Source organism: Qipengyuania xiamenensis (assembly GCF_019711495.1).
GTDB classification, from domain to species: Bacteria; Pseudomonadota; Alphaproteobacteria; order Sphingomonadales; family Sphingomonadaceae; genus Qipengyuania; species Qipengyuania xiamenensis.
The window spans coordinates 554,185-569,094 of record NZ_JAIGNM010000002.1 but is presented as its reverse complement, the minus strand read 5'-3'; the positions used below and the strand labels follow the sequence as shown (position 1 = coordinate 569,094).

Annotated in this window: 17 protein-coding genes; 5 read left to right on the top strand and 12 right to left on the bottom strand. The window is 62.8% G+C overall.

The genetic code is table 11. The annotated features are described in order from the left end of the window. Positions 1-16: 16 nt before the first annotated feature. Positions 17-556, bottom strand: coding sequence for a TetR/AcrR family transcriptional regulator (locus tag K3165_RS11000; protein WP_247714068.1), 540 nt, complete (start codon positions 554-556; stop codon positions 17-19). A 71-nt stretch (positions 557-627) separates the two neighbouring features. Here K3165_RS11000 and K3165_RS10995 point away from each other — a divergent pair, with 71 nt between their 5' ends. Then, positions 628-1,017, top strand: a complete 390-nt coding sequence (locus K3165_RS10995) for a hypothetical protein (RefSeq protein ID WP_221548912.1) — start codon at positions 628-630, stop codon at positions 1,015-1,017. Between the two features lie 43 nt (positions 1,018-1,060). Beyond that, positions 1,061-2,332 (top strand): phospholipid carrier-dependent glycosyltransferase, encoded by a 1,272-nt coding sequence (locus K3165_RS10990; protein WP_221548911.1) that lies wholly within the window; start codon positions 1,061-1,063, stop codon positions 2,330-2,332. Positions 2,333-2,335: 3 nt separating this feature from the next. Here K3165_RS10990 and K3165_RS10985 read toward each other — a convergent pair whose 3' ends face one another. From K3165_RS10985 to K3165_RS10950, 8 genes are all read right to left on the bottom strand, one after another. Beyond that, positions 2,336-3,427, bottom strand: coding sequence for a glycosyltransferase family 2 protein (locus K3165_RS10985; protein WP_221548910.1), 1,092 nt, complete (start codon positions 3,425-3,427; stop codon positions 2,336-2,338). Positions 3,428-3,458: 31 nt separating this feature from the next. Beyond that, on the bottom strand, positions 3,459-4,526 hold the full coding sequence (gene leuB / locus K3165_RS10980) for a 3-isopropylmalate dehydrogenase (protein ID WP_221548909.1): 1,068 nt from the start codon (positions 4,524-4,526) through the stop codon (positions 3,459-3,461). Position 4,527: 1 nt separating this feature from the next. Next, the gene (gene recO, locus K3165_RS10975) at positions 4,528-5,124 is read right to left on the bottom strand and encodes a DNA repair protein RecO (protein WP_221548908.1); all 597 of its coding nucleotides are present in this window, start codon (positions 5,122-5,124) and stop codon (positions 4,528-4,530) included. Positions 5,125-5,156: 32 nt separating this feature from the next. Beyond that, a complete protein-coding gene (locus K3165_RS10970) occupies positions 5,157-5,402 on the bottom strand; it encodes an accessory factor UbiK family protein (protein ID WP_221430789.1) in 246 nt (81 codons plus the stop codon). A 31-nt stretch (positions 5,403-5,433) separates the two neighbouring features. Further along, on the bottom strand, positions 5,434-5,991 hold the full coding sequence (locus K3165_RS10965) for a TspO/MBR family protein (RefSeq protein WP_221548907.1): 558 nt from the start codon (positions 5,989-5,991) through the stop codon (positions 5,434-5,436). Positions 5,992-6,092: 101 nt separating this feature from the next. Continuing rightward, complete coding sequence (locus tag K3165_RS10960) at positions 6,093-7,118, bottom strand: NAD-dependent epimerase/dehydratase family protein (RefSeq protein ID WP_221548906.1); 1,026 nt, start codon at positions 7,116-7,118, stop codon at positions 6,093-6,095. Between the two features lie 63 nt (positions 7,119-7,181). Further along, complete coding sequence (gene gorA, locus K3165_RS10955; RefSeq protein ID WP_221548905.1) at positions 7,182-8,534, bottom strand: glutathione-disulfide reductase; 1,353 nt, start codon at positions 8,532-8,534, stop codon at positions 7,182-7,184. A gap of 65 nt (positions 8,535-8,599) precedes the next feature. Beyond that, the gene (locus K3165_RS10950; RefSeq protein ID WP_221548904.1) at positions 8,600-9,967 is read right to left on the bottom strand and encodes a DEAD/DEAH box helicase; all 1,368 of its coding nucleotides are present in this window, start codon (positions 9,965-9,967) and stop codon (positions 8,600-8,602) included. A 265-nt stretch (positions 9,968-10,232) separates the two neighbouring features. Between K3165_RS10950 and K3165_RS10945 the strand changes: the two genes are divergently transcribed. Next, the gene (locus K3165_RS10945) at positions 10,233-10,649 is read left to right on the top strand and encodes a hypothetical protein (protein ID WP_221548903.1); all 417 of its coding nucleotides are present in this window, start codon (positions 10,233-10,235) and stop codon (positions 10,647-10,649) included. Positions 10,650-10,714: 65 nt separating this feature from the next. Here the strand turns inward: K3165_RS10945 and K3165_RS10940 are convergent, their stop codons facing one another. Continuing rightward, the gene (locus K3165_RS10940) at positions 10,715-10,939 is read right to left on the bottom strand and encodes a tautomerase family protein (protein WP_221428089.1); all 225 of its coding nucleotides are present in this window, start codon (positions 10,937-10,939) and stop codon (positions 10,715-10,717) included. Between the two features lie 148 nt (positions 10,940-11,087). Here K3165_RS10940 and K3165_RS10935 point away from each other — a divergent pair, with 148 nt between their 5' ends. Then, positions 11,088-12,671 (top strand): winged helix-turn-helix domain-containing protein, encoded by a 1,584-nt coding sequence (locus tag K3165_RS10935; protein WP_221548902.1) that lies wholly within the window; start codon positions 11,088-11,090, stop codon positions 12,669-12,671. Positions 12,672-12,730: 59 nt separating this feature from the next. Next, positions 12,731-13,804: an MBL fold metallo-hydrolase gene (locus K3165_RS10930; protein ID WP_221548901.1), complete on the top strand. Its 1,074-nt coding sequence runs from the start codon at positions 12,731-12,733 to the stop codon at positions 13,802-13,804. 1 nt (position 13,805) lies between these two features. Here K3165_RS10930 and K3165_RS10925 read toward each other — a convergent pair whose 3' ends face one another. After that, complete coding sequence (locus K3165_RS10925) at positions 13,806-14,210, bottom strand: GtrA family protein (RefSeq protein WP_221548900.1); 405 nt, start codon at positions 14,208-14,210, stop codon at positions 13,806-13,808. A 16-nt stretch (positions 14,211-14,226) separates the two neighbouring features. Continuing rightward, entirely contained in the window at positions 14,227-14,910 is a 684-nt protein-coding gene (locus K3165_RS10920; RefSeq protein WP_221548899.1) for a ferritin-like domain-containing protein, read from the bottom strand.

The window sequence follows — 14,910 nt, the reverse complement described above, 5'->3', positions numbered from 1 at the left end:
GCGCGCGGCAAGCAGGTCACCCTTCGAAGGCGACAAGCGCAGCTTCGGCAATATCGGAGCGTCCGACCGCATCGAGCATTTGCGAGCCCTCGATGAGTGTCAGCAGCAGCCGCGCGCCGCCGGCCGGATCGGGGTCTCCTTCCGGCATGTGCGCCTCCAGCCAGCCGAGCAGCAGCCCCATGGTGGAGGACGCGCTCTTGCGGAACGTTGCGTCACCTGCAGCCGAAGCTGCGACCACCTCCCACCACAGCCGCATGAAGGGCGCGAGCTGCGGAGTTGCCGTAATTTCGAGGATGCGTCGGAGCGTTTCCTTGCGGTTCGGGGCCGGTTCCGAAGGTAGAGCCGCCTCGAGACCTGCTTCATAGAGGCCAGCTAGGTAATCGAGCAGTGCATCGATCACGCCCTGCCGGTTGCCGAAGTGGTAGATCAGCATCCGGTCGCTTGTCCCTGCCGCCTTGGCGAGCGGACGCAGGCTGACGCCCGCAATCCCGTGCTCGAGCACATGGGCCGCCATTGCGGGAAGCAGCGTTTCAGGGGTCATGCGGGACTTCGCCATGCCGCCCTTGTAGCGAGTGCTACATATCGCTACAAGTGTAGCACTCGCTACATACGACTCGGGAGCCTCCAATGTCGCCCTACGAAATCCTTGCCGCAGCCGGAGCCGTCGCTGCGCTGGTCGTCATCGTCTATATCGCCGCCAGCCGCTCGGAAACCGGCAGCCCTGCCCTCGCCGCCGCCCTGTCGGGTGCATTCGGTGCTTTCACCGCGGTCACGATCTTCATCGAAGGCGTGATGCCGGTGTGGACCAACCACACGCAGAACCTCTGGGGCGTGCAGGTCTGGTGGGATCTGCTCATCTCGGTCGCTATCGCGCTTTTCCTCGTCGTACCGCGCGCGAGGGCGCAGGGCATGAATGTCCTTCCGTGGATCCTGTTCGTCGGCACGACGGCCAGCATCGGCCTTCTTGCCATGGTCGCGCGGCTGTTCTGGCTGGAGAAGGCAAACAAAGCCGCCTGAACGCGCTTGCCGGGCGGCGCATGCTTTCCTAAGCATCCGCGCGATGAGCCGCGCGCCCGAGCAACCGCAAGACCCGATACTCTGGTGCGCCGCGCTGGCGCTCGGCTTCTGGCTGCTCGTGGCATGGAACCTCGGCATCCCGACGAAGCCCTATTTCGACGAAGTCCACTACCTTCCTGCCGCGCGCGACCTGATCGCTCTGGACACTTTCTCGAACCGCGAACATCCGCTGTTCGGCAAGGAGATGATCGCGCTCGGCATCATGCTGCTTGGCGACAATGCGTGGGGCTGGCGGATCATGCCCTCGCTGGCCGGCGCGCTGGCGCTCTTCGCGGTCATGCGCGTCGTCTGGTTCGGCACATTGAGCCGCTATGCGACGCTTGTCGCGGGTCTGCTCGTGGCGACCGGCTTCCATCTTTTCATCCATTCGCGCATCGCGATGCTCGACGTCTTCGCGATCGCGGCCCTGTCGGTAGCCTTCTGGCAATGCGCAGCTGCCATCCGTGAGCCGGAAAAGGGCCGCTGGCGGCTGGCGCTTGCTGGTGTTGCGCTGGGCCTTGCCATGGCGAGCAAGTGGAACACGCTGATCATCGCGATGGTGCCCGGCCTCGCCTTCCTCGTGCTCCGCTGGTTTGCCGGCCGCCGCCGCCTGCTGCTGAGCAGGCGCGGAATGCCGGTACCGGGCATGACGCTGGTGGAGGCGTTCGGCTGGCTCGGCTTATTGCCGCTGATCGTCTACGCCGCGACCTTCTGGCCCGCCTACTACTTCGCCAACCAGCCGATTACCGAAGGGCTGATAGCGCATCACCGTTTCATGCTCGACCTGCAAACGCAGGTGCTGAAGCCGCACCCCTACCAGTCGAACTGGCCCGAGTGGGTGATGAACTGGCGAGCGATCTGGTATCTCTACGAGCCCGTGGACGGCGCGCAGCGCGGGATCATGCTGATCGGAAACCCGCTGACGATGCTGCTCGGCCTGCCGGCCCTGCTGTGGTGCGCATGGCAGGGAGCGAAGGCCCGCGCGCCGATGCATGGTGCTGTCGCTGTGCTCTATGCCGTCAGCCTAGGTTTCTGGATTTTCGCGGCCAAGCCGGTCCAGTTCTATTATCACTACTTCCTGCCGAGCACTTTCCTGCTGGTAGCGCTGGCGCTGGCGCTCGACGATTTGCGACAGAGCGGAAGGCGCAAGCTGGCGGCAGCCGTCATCGTCCTGAACCTGCTGGTCTTCGCCTTTTTCTACGAGATCATCGCCGCAGAACCGCTTGCACGGCCCGACAGTTTCCAGGTCTGGGCCTGGCTCGAAAGCTGGAAATAGGCCCTAGTAGCGGCCCCAGACGAAGCGGCTCGACAGCGCGTAATTCCACACCGAGCCGATACCGATCCCCACCATCGCCGCGAGCACTTCGTGCAAGCCCCGCGCGTAGAGCGCGCTGGCGACCGCGACATTGGCGAAGGCCCCTACCGAACAGGCGGCGATGAAGCTCGCCCAGCCTGCAAGGACCTTGCGGACACTTGTCAGGCGCCGGTCACGATAGGTCAGGAAATTGTTGAGCCAGAAATTGAAGGTCATCGCGCCGAAGGTCGCGACGGCCTGCGCCCAGGTGAAGCCCGCGCCGAATGCCAGCAAGCACAGGTAGAGGATGGCGAGGTGCACCAGCACGCCCAGTGCCCCGACCGTGCCGAACAGTGCGAACCGGGTCGGAATGATCCGCCCGAAGCTCTTGTCGTAAAGCCCGGCGAGGAAATCGAGGGCGATGGCACGGTCGAGCTTGCTCTCGCCCGCACGGCGCGCGGCAAAGTTCATCGGGAAATCCTTGACCTTCAATGGCCTGTCGGAGGTCGCGAGCAGGTCGAGCAGGATCTTGAAACCGATACCGGACAAGCGCGGCACGAGGCTGCGCGCCCTGTCGGTGGACAGCAGGAAATAGCCGCTCATCGGATCGCTGAGTTCGACTCCGGTCAGGCGGCGGGCAAGACCATTGGCGAGCGAGGACAGCTTCTCGCGATCGGGGCGACCCCATTCCTCCATGCTCGCGCCTTCGGCAAACCGGCTCGCCACGGCCACGTCGGCCTCGCCCGAACGAACGCATTCAAGCATGGACGCGAGCAGTTTCGGGTCGTGCTGGTGGTCGGCATCCATGACCGCGACGAAGGGTGCGGCAGTGGCGCAGAAGCCTTCTATCGCCGCGCTCGAAAGCCCACGGCGGCCGATACGCTGGATGGCCCGGACGCGGGGATCCTCGCGGGCAATGCGCCGCGCTTCGTCGGAGGTGCCGTCAGCCGAATTGTCGTCCACGACCAGCACTTCCCAGCCGAACGGGCCGAGTGCATCCTCTATCCGCTCCACCAGCGGAGCGAGATTGTCACGCTCGTTGAGCGTTGGAAGAATGATCGCCAGGTCGAGCGCCATGGCCCCCGCCTGAAGCGAATTGCGTTTAAGATCAAGCCAGAGCGTCTAGCGCGCGAAGGACCGCGTCGCCGATTTCACCGGTCGAAGAAGTGCCGCCGAGGTCCGCACCGCGCACATCGCTCGCCACGACCTTGGCCACAGCGCGCTCGATCCGTCCTGCCTCGGTCTCGCCGCCGAGCGAGTGACGCAGGAGCATGGCGAGGCTCAGGATCGCGGCGATCGGATTGGCCTTGCCCTGCCCCGCGATATCCGGGGCGCTGCCGTGGATCGGCTCGTAGAGGCCGAAAGTGCCGAATTCGGTCTGCCGCTCGCCGAGGCTGGCGCTCGCCAGCAGTCCGATAGAGCCGACGCAGGCGCTCGCCTGATCGGACAGGATGTCGCCGAAGAGGTTTCCGGTCAGGATCACGTCGAACTGGCCGGGGCTGCGCACCATCTGCATGGCGGCGTTGTCGACGTACATGTGGTCGAGCTCGACATCGGGATATTCGGCTGCGACCTCGATCACGGTCTCGCGCCAGATGCGGCTTGTTTCGAGGACGTTGGCTTTGTCCACGCTGGTAAGGCGCTTGCGGCGCTTCTGAGCAGCGCGGAAGCCCGTGTGGGCGATGCGGCGAACCTCGGCCTCGTTATAGGACATGGCGTCCCAACCCTCGCGCCCGCCGTCGCTGTCACGCTCGCCCTTGTCGCCGAAATAGACGTCACCATTGAGCTCGCGCACGACCAGCAGGTCGATGCCTCGCGCCACCTCCGGCTTCAGCGAGGACATATCCTCCAGCCCGGGATAGCCTGCTGCGGGACGCAGGTTGGCGAACAGCCCGAGTTCGCTCCTCAAACCGAGGATCGCCTGTTCCGGGCGATGCTCGCGCGGCAAATCGTCGCATTTCGGATCGCCCACCGCGCCGAACAGGACCGCATCGGCTGCACGCGCCATATCGAGCGTCTCTTGCGGCAAGGGATGGCCATGACGCTTGTAGGCGATTCCGCCGACATCGCCTTCGAACAACGTCAGCCCGGGCAGCGAGAGTGCATCGAGAACCCGAAGTGCCTGCTCGGTAACTTCAGGCCCGATCCCGTCGCCGGGCAAGATTGCAATTTTCATGTCAGACCATCCGTTCGAGCCGCTGCATCAGGAGAGCCCTAGCGGCTAGAACGTCATTGCGGGTGTCGGCAAGGAGGTATCTGGCGATCAGAGGCTCGTTGCCGCGCAGAATTTCCAGAGCCTGCTCAAGCCCCTCTATCTCGGGCCTTGCACCGCCATAACCGAGCTCCCGCAGGAGCAGCACTTCATAGGACGCAAGCGCGCCTGCCCAGCCACGCGCAGAGGGTGCGTTACAGATTGCATCGAGCAGGCCGGAAAGCGCGGAAAAGAGGCTGGGATATGGATTGCGTTCGGGCAAGGCGCTGGCCGTGAGCGCACAGGTCCATGCGATAGCGGCGGCGGGCAACGGCTCGGTCAGCCAGGGCCCGCGGCTCTGGGCAAGCTCCAGCCGCGCAAAGGGCAACTGGCTGTCCGACTTGGCTCGGATTTCGGCTTCGACCATGTTTCCGGGAATGACCACGGGCCGCAACTGTCGCCCTCGCCCGCCTGCGACATAGGCCGCGACGACACCGCTTTCCTCGGTCAGCAGGCGCGCGATCACTGCTGTCTCGCCATGAGGGCGGGCAGCGATCAGGATTGCTGGTGCGCGTAGATGCATGGGGAACCCCTACCGCGCGGCAGGGGCAAAACTCACTTGTGCTTGGCTTCCAGCGCCGCGACGCGGGTGGCGAGATCTTCTGCCTGCTCGCGCGCCTTGGCGGCCATCGCCTTGACCGCATCGAATTCTTCGCGGGTGACGAAGTCCATGCCGCCGAACGCTTCCTTGGCCCGTTCACGAGCAGTCTCGCGCGCTTCGCGGGTCATGCCCGCAAGCGTACCGGCCGCCGAATTGGCGAGTTTGACGAAGTCGGCGATCATCGGGTTCTGGCTCTGCATGCGGGCTATCTAGGCCGACAGTCGCGGCAGTTCAATTGCCGATGCGCACACGCTCGATCGCCTGGCCCGACGAACCGCCGTCGGCATCCGGATTGAGCTGCAGAAATTCGTAATTGAGCAGCGTCGCGAAGCAGACCCACGCGAGATAGGGCACCAGCAGCAGTGCAGCGAGGCCGCGCACCTTCCAGAACAGGGCGATCACTACCAGCAGGCTGAGGAAGATGAGCACGATCACCACGAGCGCGGCACTCATCTGTTGCATGCCGAAGAAGGTCGGCGACCATGCAAGGTTGAGCAGGAAGTGCAGCGCGAATGCGATAAGCGCCGCGGTGCGGCCACGCGCGCCCCATGCCGAGGCAACGAGCGCCACCGAAAGCCCGATCATCACATAGAGGATCGACCAGACGATGCCGAACCACTTGGGTTCGGGAAAGATCGAGGGCTTTTCGAGCGACTGGAACCAAGCGCTTTCCGGCCCCGGCCCCAATTGCCCGGCAACGAAGCCGAGCAGGACGACAAGGGGCACCAGGAAAAGGGCCCAGCGGATGAAACTCGCGCGCAGCTGTCCGCGCGATGCCAGCATATTCATGACTGCAATTCCTGTCGGCGACTCGTCATTTCAGGATTGTTCTGGCGAGGTGCGGACGGGCTGGCAATGCGCGATAGCCCCCCGTCCACTTTCGGGACCGGTCAGACCTTCACCACGCCGTGCGCGATGAGGGACTTCGCGCAATCGACGATGCTCTCTTCCTCGGGCCGGGTTTTCCAGCCCAGCCGTTCCAGCGCATGGCTCGGATCGACATTGCGCGTCTTGCCGATCTCGCTCTTGATCGAGCGCACCCCCGGATTGAACAGCGAAAGGATCGAGACCATCCAGTTGGGCATGATCTTCTTGGGCACCTTGCGGGTGTGCTCCGGCGGGAGGCGATCGCGCAGGACATCGGCGATCTCGATGATTTTCATGAACTTGCCGGCGGCAAGGAAGCGCTCGTTCGCAAGGTCCGGCTCCTCAAGGCAGCGGACGTGCAGGTCGGCGACATCGCGCGTGTCGACGATGGCAAAGCCAAGGTCGGGAGCCATCGGCATGGAGCCGTCGAGTACCTGTTTCACCGCCTCGACCGAGGGGGAGAAATCGGGATCGTCCACCGGGCCGAGCACCATCGACGGATTGACCGATACGAACTCCATCCCCGCGCCGTTCTCCTCGATCCAGTCGCGCGCCGCACGTTCGGCGATGGTCTTGGATTTGACGTAAGGGTAGACGTCGGGGTGCGACACATCGGTCCAGTCGCTTTCATCGACGGTGTAGACCTTGTCGCTCCGGCCATAGGCCACGGCCGCCATCGAGCTCGTCTGGACGAACCGCTTCACGCCGGCATCCTTGGCGAAACGCAGGGCGCGCAGCGTGCCCTCGCGGGCCGGGACGATCATCTCGTTCTCGTCCTTGGGGGTGGAAGCCGCGATGGGCGAGGCGACGTGGGCCATGTGCGTACAGCCGGCGACGGCCTCTGCCCAGCCTGCGTCATCCATCAGTTCGGCTTCGAAGACCTTGAACTGGGCCTCGTCCGGATTGCCGAAGCGGCGCTGAAGGATGCCCTTGCTTTTCGCCTTGTTGCGCACGGTCGTGTGGACCGTCCAGCCCTTTGCAAGCAGCTGCCGGATCAGTTCGCCGGCGATATAGCCGGTGCCGCCGGTAACGAGCACGGTTCCAGTCATCTCGTTTCTCCCTTTCGGGCGATGCTATGACCAAAGGTTGCTCGCTGCAACCGACTGGCGAGATCAACGCATCAGGACGAGTTCTTCGGCCATCGTCGGATGGATCGCGGTGGTCGCATCGAAATCGGCCTTGGTGAGGCCTGCCTTCACAGCGATCGCGGCAGCCTGCATCATCTCCGGCGCCTCGGGAGCGATCATGTGGATGCCGACGATCTTTCCGCTATCGCCATCGCAGACCATCTTGATCAGGCTGCGTTCGTTGCGGCCGGCAAGTACGTTCTTCATCGGCCGGAAATCGGACAGGTAGACCTTCACGCTGCCGAGCTTGTTCTTGGCCTCGCCCTCGGTCATGCCGACAGCGGCGATGGGCGGATGGCTGAAAACGGCGCTCGGGATGCAGGAGTGATCCACGGCAACCGGATCGCAGCCGCCGAAGACCATGTCGGCAATGGCCTGGCCTTCGCGAATGGCGACGGGGGTCAGTTGCACGCGGTCGGTCACATCGCCAACGGCAAAGATATGGTCGACATTGGTCTTGCTGAAGCGGTCGACCTTGATCTCGCCGCCATCACCCAGCTCGACGCCCGCCTTGTCCAGCCCCAGCCCTTCGGTGTTGGGAACGCGGCCGACGGCGAACATGACGAGGTCCGCCTTTTCCTCGTCCTGGTCGCTGAGCTTTACGAAATAGCCGCCTTCGTCACACGGCTTGATGTATTCGAAGGTCGTGTTGAAGCGGAACTTGATGCCCTTCATCGTGCTGATCTGGAGCAGTCGGTCGCGCACCGCCTCGTCATAGCTGCGCAGCAGGCGGTCACCGCGATTGACGACATGAACATCGCAGCCGAACTCATTGAATACACCGGCGAATTCGTTGGCGATGTAGCCGCCACCCGCGATGATGATCTTCTTCGGCAGTTCGTCGAGGTGAAATGCCTCGTTCGAACTGATCGCATGTTCCGCGCCCTGGCATTCGGGCATGCGCGGACGCGCGCCGGTGGCGATCAGGATGTACTTGGCCGTAACCTTGCGGCCGCTGGCGAGCGTGATCTCGTGCGGGCCGGTAATCTCGGCACGCTCCTTGAAGATTTCGACCTCGTGGTTCTGCAGCGTATCGGTGTAGGCGCCTTCCAGCCGGTCTACATCGGCCAGCACATTGTCGCGCAGCACCTTCCAGTCGAATTTCTTCTCGCCGATTTCCCAGCCGAAGCGTTGGCAATCCTCGAGGTCCTCGGCGAAATGTGCGCCGTAGACGAGCATCTTCTTGGGCACGCAGCCGCGGATCACGCAGGTGCCGCCGACGCGGTGTTCCTCAGCAATCGCGACCTTCGCGCCGTGGGCCGCAGAGACACGGCTGGCGCGCACGCCGCCAGAACCGGCGCCGATGGTGAAGAGGTCGTAATCGTATTGGTCGGCCATTCGGCGCTCCTGTCAGCTTTCGCGCGTGTCTCTCGCCAACCGTGAGCCGATAAGCAAGTTCCGACTTACCTTCCGCTGCGCGGCCGGTTCCGGTTACGGTTACGATTTCCGCCCGGACGACCGCCGGGCTTGCCGCCCTGCCCTGCGCCCTCGGGCTTGCCCTTGCGCGCAGGATGTTTCTGCTTGGGTTTCGGCTTGGTAGCGCCGCCGGTCGGGCGAACCTTGGGCTTGGCAAGACGCGGCTTCTGCTCGCGCTTGGTCGGGCCAACGCCTTCGACGACTGCGCGGAAATTGTCGGGGAGCGGCAGGCGCTCGAATTCCGCGTCGGTCTTCTTACGGATGTCCTTCAGGTAATCGCGTTCGTCCTCTGCACAGAAAGCAATCGCGATACCGTCCTTGCCGGCACGCGCGGTGCGGCCGATGCGGTGGACGTACTGTTCGGGCACGTTGGGCAGCTCGTAATTGATCACGTGGCTAACGCCCGGAATGTCGATCCCGCGCGCGGCGACATCGGTCGCGATCAGGATCGGCGTCTTGGCGCGCTTGAATTCGTCGAGCGCACGCTCGCGCTGCGGCTGGCTCTTGTTGCCGTGAATGGCGTTGGCAGGAATGCCTGCCTGGCCGAGCTTCTTCACGATGCGGTCGCAGCCATGCTTGGTGCGGGCGAAGATCAGCACGCGTTCGAACTTGCCGGGCACCTTGTGGCGTTCGGACAGGATCATTTCGAGCAGCGTCTGCTTCTCGTCCTGCTGGACCATGAAGAGATACTGGTCGATGCGTTCAGCCGTCGTGCTTTCGGGCGTCACGCTGACCTTGACCGGATTGCGGCAGTATTTGCCGACCAGTTCCTGGATCTGCTTGGGCATGGTGGCGCTGAAGAAGAGCGTCTGGCGATCGTCCGGCACGAGCTCGCTGATGCGGCGCAGCGCGTGGATGAAGCCGAGATCGAGCATCTGGTCGGCCTCGTCGAGGACGAGGATTTCCACGCCGTCGAGGCGAAAAGCCTTCTGGTCGATCAGGTCGAGCAGGCGGCCCGGCGTCGCGACGAGGATGTCGGTGCCGCGGTGCAGCTTGTTCCGGTCCTTGTTGACCGAAGTACCGCCAACGATGCTGTGGACCTTCAGGCCCGCAAGCGCGCCGTAATCCTTGGCACTTTCGGCGATCTGGCCCGCCAACTCGCGCGTCGGGGCGAGCACCAGCATGCGGCAGGATTTGAACGGCGTCTGCTTGTCGGCGTCACGCAGGCGGTCGATGCTGGGCAGCATGAAGGCAGCGGTCTTGCCGGTGCCGGTCTGCGCGATGCCGAGCAGGTCGCGGCCTTCGAGAACGTGCGGAATGGCCTGCGCCTGGATCGGCGTCGGCTCGGTATAGCCCTTCATGTCGAGGGCCTGGAGCACGGGCTGGGAGAGCCCGAGGTCGGTGAATTGTGTCATGTATACTCGCAATATGCTTGCGGCGCGCAGACGGAATGGTCGCGCGGCGCGGGTGTCAAACGACCCGCGTGAAAAGGGAAGTCATTGGAAACTGGACCGAGGCGCGGCCGGGGCGATGGATGTCTCTCACATCGCCGCTTCACGCTGGCTAGCGCGCTTCGATGGGCGCCATGTGGGGCGAATACTGTGAATAGTCAACCGCACTCGCTGTTTCTCGGGGCCTGTCGAACATATTCGACCTCAAATTATTGGGGGGAGAGACAGCATGCCTGAATGGGCATCAATCGTACTGCTTGTCGCCGGCATCGGTTTCATAATGATCGCGATAGCGACTGCGATCCTGCATTTCTTCGTCGGCCTGAGGCAACCTCCAGCCAAAAGGGCTGCTCTCACGGTAGCGGTAGCCTATATCATTGTAGCATCGCTTTTAGTCCTTTACGGCCCGACGGACTATCGCCTGTTCGCGCCTGCGGTGCCGATTCCCGGTGCGATTGTTGCCTATTTCTTCTGGTGGCATGATTTTCGTATGAAATGGATCGAAGCAGAGGACGTCGGCGATCAGGCGATTGCAACTGACGACTGGCGCGCAGGAATAGTACGGCTTCTTATGGTGCTTACGATCGGAGTGGGGATCGTTCTCTACAAGGCCCTCGTCACGGGAATGCTGGATTCAATCTTCTAGCTGCACGAAAAGAGGCCGCCCGGACGGACGACCTCTCTTCGGGACGGGTTTTGGAATACGCGCGGTCAGGCGGCCTTTTTGCCCGCCATGGCATGGACATCAGCAGCGCCGAGCAACTGGCCGCCGATGCCCCAGTCGCCCTGTTCCACTTCCATGATGCGGACCCAGGTGACGGGGCGCATGGCTTCGCCTTCGACTTCGACCATGGCTTCGGTGACCTTGCCGATAAGGTCCTTCTTCTGGTCGTCGGTGAAAACGTTCTTGATCACGTCGATGGTTACGAGCGGCATTGGTGTTCTCCTTGAAAGTATCGTTCGGGTTGTTTCGATCGGTGTGTTCCGATGACCCCCTGATAGGTCGCCGATCACCTCCATGCTTGACCTCGGCATGAAGATGTCTGACCTTTTCATGGAGATTTGCCGCAAACGGGGAGTTCGGATGGACGGAACGCTGCCCCGGGTCGTAAAATTCGCCGGATTCGAACTGGATCCGCAGCGCTTCGAACTTCGGAGCGAGGGCAAACGCGTCCACGTCGAACCGCAGGTGCTGTCGCTGATCCTGCTGCTCGCGGGAAATCGCGAGCGGATGGTGACGAAGGACGAGATCGTCGAGGCCGTCTGGGATGGCCGCATTGTCTCGGAATCCGCCATTTCCGCGCGCATCAAGGCCGCTCGCAAGGTGCTGGGAGACGACGGCAAAGCGCAGCGCGTTATCCGCACGATCCATGGGCGCGGCTTCCGTTTCGTGGCGGAAGTCACCGCTGTCGCCGCCGGCAGCGCACCTGCGCCAGCGGTGGAACCACTTCCCGAACAGATCGAGTCACCGCCGGCGCGCAGCTCCCGTCCCTCAATCGCGGTCTTGCCCTTCGAGCTTGTGGGCGAGGAAGGGCCGCATGACATCATCGCCGATGCGCTTCCTGCCGACATCATCATGGACCTTGCCCGGATCAATTGGCTGTTCGTCATCTCGCGCGGGTCGAGCTTTCGCTTTCGCGGGGCCGATAGCGATCCGGCGCATGTCGGGGCCGCGCTGAACGTTCATTACTGCCTGACCGGCACCATCGAACGCAGCGGCCGCGAGGTGATCGTTCGGGTTGCGCTCGTCGACACGCGCGATGGGCAAACGGTCTGGTCGGAACGCTACGCTGATGCGATCGACAGGCTGCAGGACCTGCGCCCGGAAATCGAGCGGTGCGTGGTCGAAAGTGTGCTGGTCCAGATCCCGCAGAACGAAGTACGGCTCGCACGCGGCCTTCCGGTCGCGGAACTCGATGCTTGGGCCAGCTTCCATCTCGGCATCGATCACATGTATCGCTTCAACCCGCACGACAACACGACCGCAGCATTCCTCTTCAATCAGGCGCTGGAGCGTGATCCCTATTTCTCGCGCGCGATGGCGGGCCTTTCTTTCACTCACTTCCAATCCGCCTTCATGTCCTATGACGACGAAGCGGCGCGGCATGTCGATATGGCGCGCTCTCTTGCGCAACGGGCGGTCGAAACCGACCGCCTGGACCCGTTCGCACATTTCAGCGTCGGCCGCTGTTCCTGGCTCGAAGGGCGGCTGGACGACAGTATTTCCTGGTTCGACAGCGCGACGAGCCTCAGCCCGAGTTTCGCACAAGGTATCTACAATCGGGGCCTTGTTTCCACGATTGCAGGCAAGGCCGAAGCAGCCGACCGTGACCTTGCACTGGCACTGGAGCTTAGCCCGCTCGACCCGATGGCCTATGCGATGATTTCAAGCAGGGCGCTGACCCACCTGCAATTCGGCGATTACGAGAAGGCGGCCGAGTTCGGGGAACGCGCGGCGCTGACGCCGGGAGCGCACAAGCACATCAAGCTCATCGCTGGCCTGACGCTCCACCTTGCCGGAAAACCGGAAGAGGCTGAAATCTGGCTCGCCCGCGCAAGGGGCGATGATGCCGGGCTTTCTTCCGCGAGCTTTTTCCGATCCTTCCCTTTCCCGCATAATGCACCGCGCGAGACTATCGAACGCGGTCTGCGCGAATTGGGGTTCTGACTTGCGTCCGCCCCCCTGTCCGCGCAACATCCAGGCCGGTTTGGCGCGGGAGGGATAGGATGGCAGCGAAGAAAGTCGCGATTGGTGTGGCGATCATCGCACTGATCGGACTCTTGGCCGGATGGCTTTTCCAGCGCCAGCTGGGGGAAACGATCTTCGACCGGGCAATCGAGCAGAACTTCACTCGCGACACCTTGGCCGATCTTCCGGATGGCCTGCACGTCGGGCTCTGCGGCACAGGCTCGCCGCTTCCCAATGCCGACCGCGCCGGACCGTGCAATATCGTTGTCGCCGGCGAGCAGGTCTTCTTGGTCGACATCGGTGAAGGTGGCGCGGAGACCATTGCCTTGATGGGCTTCAAAGCAGCCGATCTGGATGGCGTGTTCCTCACCCACTTCCACTCGGATCATTTCGACGGGCTCGGCCCTCTGCAACTCTTTCACTGGACCCGCGGCGCCAGCACCGCCCCGCTGCCGGTTTATGGGCCCGAAGGTGTCGAAGCTGTCGTCGAGGGTATCAATGCAGCTTACGCGACCGACGATACCTATCGCATCGCACATCATGGCGAAGAGGTGGTTCCGGCAACTGGTGGCGGCAGCGAGGCGCGGCGTTTCGATATGCGCGGGGAGAGCGCAGTCATCTTCAGGAATGGCGAACTGGCCATCACGGCATTCAGCGTCGACCACACACCTGTCGAGCCTGCAGTGGGATACCGCTTCGACTACAAGGGACGCTCAATCTGTATCAGCGGCGATACCGTAAAATCGGCGAACCTTGAGCAGGCCTGCAATGGCGTGGATCTCCTTGTCCATGAAGCGCTGCAGACGAAGCTGGTCGGAAAGATGCAACAGGCTTTCGCCGATCGGGGAAACGCCAACACAGCGAAGATTTTTGCCGACATCATGGATTATCATGCGACACCCGAGGACGCAGCGCAGAGCGCGCAGACAACGGGTGCGCAGATGCTCGTCCTTACCCATTTGGTCCCGCCGCTACCAAACTCGCTGCTCTATCCCGCATTCCTCGGCGATGCCGAAGCCCAGTTCGACGGCCCCGTCATCGTAGGGGAGGACGGCATGCTTTTCTCCCTTCCGGCCGGCGGTAAGGCAATCGAAAGAGACGAACTGCTGTAATTCAAACCTGCCGGAAGTTGATCGTCGCGTTGAGCGCGAACATCGCAAGGCCGGCGAAGACCGACACGAGGACCCTCGCGACGAGATAATGCATGGGCGTGAAAGTGGTCAGCAACCAGAACAGGCTGACCGTCACTGCCAGCCCGACCATCGCATTTGCTAGGAACAACGCATAGCCGCTCGCGACTGCCCTGTCGGTGCCGGCGAATATCCAGGTCCGACCAAGGACATAATGGATGCTGTTCGAGAGAATGAAGCTGAGCGCCGTGGCAACCACGGGATCGACCCCTGCCTGCTCGACCATGCCCCACAGCACCAGCAGCCCCAGCAGGAAGACACCCGTGCTGACGACCGTATTGCGGACGAGCATCCAGCCCACGCGGCGCTTGAAAAATCGCTTCAGCATGAGGGGACGCTTGAGGTCAGGCGGCCACTGCCGAACGTGGAGCGGGCTTGGGATTGTCCTCTCCCGCATCGCGCCACTCGGTCCGCCTCGGTGCGCCGAACCAGAGGAACAGCAGAGGAAGCTTGATAAAGAGCAGCTCGGAATGGATCATCCGATCGATCCAGCGCTCCCACGCATTGGGCATCCGCCGTGCATTCTCGGCGAGCCACTTGTCGTAGGGCAGGAAATGATCGGGCTCGTCGACGTGGACGACCTGGAAGATCTTGTGCAGCACCTTGTCCTGCTTAACGATGGGATGATCGAGCAGGATTTCGACCTGTTTCAGCCCGCGCTTCTCGGTCAGAGAGATCACCCTGCACAGCCGCTCGAACAAGTCGTCGCTGGCAATGATCGCATCGGTATCTAGGCTGTCGATCGTGCTGCCGAAGGTGATCTCGATGAAGCGGTCGATGTGGCCGAAGGTGCGGTCTAGCGCGATTGGCATCTGGCCCCGTAATTGGAACCAGCGCTTGAACATGGTGTAATGCTTACGCTCGTCGGCGCGGTGCTTCTCGACCGCGGCGATCAGTTCGGTCGCCTCGGGATGTTTCGCGCGCACCGCTTCCAGCACCCGGTCCAGAGCAGTGTAACCGCGATGCTCGTTATAGATGTAGATCGATCCGAGCAGGTCGAGATACCGGCGTGAAAACCATGCTTTCAT